The sequence below is a fragment of the Inquilinus limosus MP06 genome, assembly GCF_000767795.1.
Lineage (GTDB): Bacteria > Pseudomonadota > Alphaproteobacteria > DSM-16000 > Inquilinaceae > Inquilinus > Inquilinus limosus_E.
The window spans coordinates 1-3822 of the sequence record NZ_JANX01000587.1 but is presented as its reverse complement, the minus strand read 5'-3'; the positions used below and the strand labels follow the sequence as shown (position 1 = coordinate 3822).

At 70.9% G+C, this 3822-nt stretch carries 4 protein-coding genes; all 4 read left to right on the top strand.

The window, feature by feature from the left end; genetic code table 11:
• Positions 1-352, top strand: a 352-nt coding sequence (locus P409_RS28945) for a c-type cytochrome (protein WP_034846582.1), incomplete at its 5' end; no start/stop codon positions are given.
• A 142-nt stretch (positions 353-494) separates the two neighbouring features.
• Entirely contained in the window at positions 495-665 is a 171-nt protein-coding gene (locus P409_RS39385; protein WP_161790492.1) for a hypothetical protein, read from the top strand.
• Positions 666-751: 86 nt separating this feature from the next.
• Complete coding sequence (locus tag P409_RS28940) at positions 752-1225, top strand: (2Fe-2S)-binding protein (RefSeq protein WP_034846580.1); 474 nt, start codon at positions 752-754, stop codon at positions 1223-1225.
• A gap of 11 nt (positions 1226-1236) precedes the next feature.
• Positions 1237-3408 (top strand): xanthine dehydrogenase family protein molybdopterin-binding subunit, encoded by a 2172-nt coding sequence (locus P409_RS28935; protein ID WP_034846578.1) that lies wholly within the window; start codon positions 1237-1239, stop codon positions 3406-3408.
• The last annotated feature ends 414 nt before the right edge of the window (positions 3409-3822 follow it).

The following is a 3822-nucleotide window of genomic DNA, read 5'->3' as shown; positions in this document are numbered from 1 at the left end:
CCTGCTGCTGGCCTTCGCGGCGCTTCTGGGCGCCCCTTCCCCTGCCGCGGCGCAGGATGCCGCCGGCGGCGAGCGCGCCTTCCGCACCCGCTGCGGCACCTGCCACAGCCTCGAGGCCGGGCAGAACCGGGCCGGCCCCAGCCTGGCCGGGGTGGTCGGTCGCAAGGCCGGCAGCGTCCAGGGCGCCCGCTATTCCAAGGCCCTGCAGGAGTCCGGCATCACCTGGGACGCCCAGTCGCTGGACCGTTTTCTGGCCGATCCGCGCGGCGCCGTGCCCGGCACCAGCATGACGGCCCGCCTGACCGATGCCGCGCAGCGCGCCGCGATCATCGCCCATCTGTCCGGCCGCTGAGCCGGCCGGCCGGGACTTTGTATCAAACCGTGTCAGCGGGCCGTCCCGCGACGGCTCGCGACAAAGACCGGGGCCGCCGGACAAGGTTCTGCGACAGCCGCTGCCCAGGCTTTTCCCGTGCAACAACTTCAGGAGACGTGACGTGATCACCAGAATTCCCGTTCCGGTCCTGGCCGGCTTCGCCCTGCTGGCGACCATCGGCACCGCCCTGGCCCAGGGCGACGGCTGCATCCAGCGCAATGCCAAGGCCGGGCAGAGCACCCCGACCACCACGCAGGCCCCGGCGCCGGCCTCGGACGCGAAGCCGGGCTGAGGCGGGGGCGGGCACCGGTCCCCACCCGGTGCCCGCGCTCCGCGTGACACCGACCCGGCCCCACCCAGCCCAACCGCGAGGCAGCCATGGCCTTCACCCTCAGGATCAATGGAACCGAGCGCAGCGTCGACGTCGAGCCCGACACGCCCCTCCTGTGGGTGCTGCGGGAGCAGATCGGCCTGACCGGCACCAAATACGGCTGCGGCATCGCCCAGTGCGGCGCCTGCACCGTGCATATCGACGGCGTCGCCACCCGGTCCTGCGCCATGCCGGTCAGCGCGATCACGCCGGAGCAGCAGATCATCACCATCGAGGGGCTGTCGCCCGACGGCTCGCACCCGGTGCAGAAGGCCTGGGCGGCGCTGGACGTGCCGCAATGCGGCTACTGCCAGGCCGGCATGATCATGGCCGCGGCGGCGCTGCTGCAGCAGAACCGCAGCCCGACCGACGACGATATCTCCACCGAGATCACCAACATCTGCCGCTGCGGCACCTACAACCGGGTGCGGGCGGCGATCAAGCAGGCCGCCGCCAATGGCGGCCCGGTCCAGAACGGCTGAGGGAGGCGAGAATGACGATCGTGCAGAGCCTTTCGCGCCGCGGCTTCATCGTCAGCGGCGCCGCCGCGATCGGCGGGCTGTCGCTCGGCTTCCGCGTGCCCTTCGCCGGCGAGGCCCTGGCCGCCGAGGCGGTGCCGGAGGTCAACGCCTGGGTGGTGATCCGGCCGGACGAGACCGTGGTGATCCGCATCGCCCGCTCCGAGATGGGGCAGGGGACGCTGACCGGCCTGGCCCAGCTGGTGGCGGAGGAGCTGGGCTGCGACTGGTCCCGCGTCACCACCGAATACCCGACCCCGGGCGAGAACGTCGCCCGCGACCGGATCTGGGGCAATTTCTCCACCGGCGGCAGCCGCGGCATCCGTGAATCCCAGGACTATGTCCGCAAGGGCGGGGCGGCGGCGCGCGAGATGCTGGTCGCGGCCGCGGCGGCGGAATGGCAGGTGACGCCTGCCGACTGCACGGTCGACAAGGGCGTGATCACCCATGCCGCCAGCGGCCGCAGCACCACCTTCGGCAAGGTGGCGACCGCCGCCGCGCAGCTGACGCCGCCGGCCGACATCAGGCTGAAGGACCCGAAGGACTGGACCATCGCCGGCAAGCCGCTGCCGCGGCTGGACACGGCGGACAAGCTGACCGGCAAGCAGGTCTACGGTTCCGACATCGTCCGGCCCGGCATGCTGAACGCCGCGATCAAGGCCTGCCCGGTGTTCGGCGGCAAGCTGAAGAGCTTCGATGCCGCCGCCGTCGCCGGCATGCCCGGCGTGCGCAAGGTGGTGCAGGTCGACGACACCTCCGTGGCCGTGGTGGCCGATACCTGGTGGCGGGCCAAGACCGCGCTGGACGCCCTGCCGGTCGTCTGGGACGAAGGGCCGAACACCGGCGTCAGCAGCGCCTCGATCGCCGAGATGCTGGCCGCCGGGCTCGATGCGGACGATGCCTTCATCGGCAACCAGGCGGGCGATGTGCGCAAGGCGATCGCCGGCGCGGCGAAGACGGTCACGGGGGTCTACGCCTTCCCGTTCCAGAACCACGCCACCATGGAGCCGATGAACGCCACGGCGCTGTGGACGCCGGAGCGCTGCGAGGTCTGGGTGCCGACCCAGAACGGCGAGGCCAGCCTGGCGGCGGCGGCCGAGGCGGCCGAGCTGCCGGTGCGGCAATGCGAGGTGTACAAGATTCATCTCGGCGGCGGCTTCGGCCGGCGCGGCAACTTCCAGGACTATGTGCGGCAGGCGGTGCGCATCGCGAAGCAGATCCCCGGCACGCCGGTGAAGCTGCTGTGGTCGCGCGAAGAGGACATGCTGCACGGCGCGTATCATCCCACCACCCAGTGCAAGCTGACCGGCGTGCTCGATGCGGACGGCACCCTGACGGCGCTGCACATGCGGATCTCCGGCCAGTCGATCCTGGCGGCGGTGCGGCCCGAGGGCATGCAGAACGGCATGGACCCGGTGGTGTTCCAGGGCCTGGTCGGCAGCGGGGCGGAAGGGGTGATCGGCTACACCGTCCCGAACCTGCTGGTCGACCACGCCATGCGCAACCCGCCGGTGCCGCCGGGCTTCTGGCGCGGCGTCAACCTGAACCAGAACGCGGTCTACCTGGAGTGCTTCATCGACGAGCTGGCCCATGCCGCCGGGCAGGACCCGCTCGCCTTCCGCCGCAAGCTGATGGCGAACCACCCGAAGCATCTGGCGGTGCTGGAGGCGGCGGCGGAGCGGATCGGCTGGGGCAGCCCGCCGCCGGAGGGCCGGCATCGCGGCCTGGCCCAGATCATGGGCTTCGGCAGCTATGTCGCGGCCGCGGCCGAGGTCTCGGTCACCGACGGGCGCCTCCGGATCCACCGCATCATCGCCGCGACCGATCCGGGCCATGCCGTCAACCCGGCGCAGATCGAGCGGCAGGTCGAGGGGTCCTTCGTCTACGGCCTGTCGGCCTGCCTCTACGGCGAGTGCACGGTCAATGGCGGCCGCATGGAGCAGGAGAACTTCGACACCTACAACGTGCTGCGCATGGACGAGATGCCGGCGGTGGAGACGATCATCATCCCCTCCGGCGGCTTCTGGGGCGGGGTCGGGGAGCCGACCATCGCGGTCGCGGCCCCGGCGGTGCTGAACGCGGTCTTCGCCGCCACCGGCAAGCGCATCCGCACCCTGCCGCTGGTGAACCACGACCTGAGCGCATGACCGCGCATCGGGTGGCCCAAGGCGATCGGATGGGGTCGATGCGTGATGAGCGAAGGTGTCTTGCCTCTCCCGCAAGCGAATCCTTTTCAGAACACCGCCGTTTAGCCCCGCCGGCCCCTTTTATCCTCCCCCTCCCCTTGCGGGAGGGGGTAGGGGAGGGGTATTGGCCGAGCCGTTCAAATCGGTGTTGCATGTCGCCACTGACCCCGCAGAAATCCTTGAGACTTCCGCGCCGGCTCTCGCCATCGACAGCCCCCTCCTCCTACCCCCTCCCGCAAGGGGAGGGGGAGTGTGGAAAACACACGTCGGTTCAGAGGGCGAATTCCGAAAAAGCCTCGCAAGCGGGAGAGGCAGCACATTGCGCTCTCGGCCCATGGTCGGCCGAGCGCTTTGCGTCCTGGCCGCGCTGACGGC

Bases quoted from the DNA above. Each gene is read 5' to 3' on its own strand.
- P409_RS28940 (WP_034846580.1), top strand. From the start codon at position 752: ATGGCCTTCACCCTCAGGATCAATGGAACCGAGCGCAGCGTCGACGTC.
- P409_RS28935 (WP_034846578.1), top strand. From the start codon at position 1,237: ATGACGATCGTGCAGAGCCTTTCGCGCCGCGGCTTCATCGTCAGCGGC.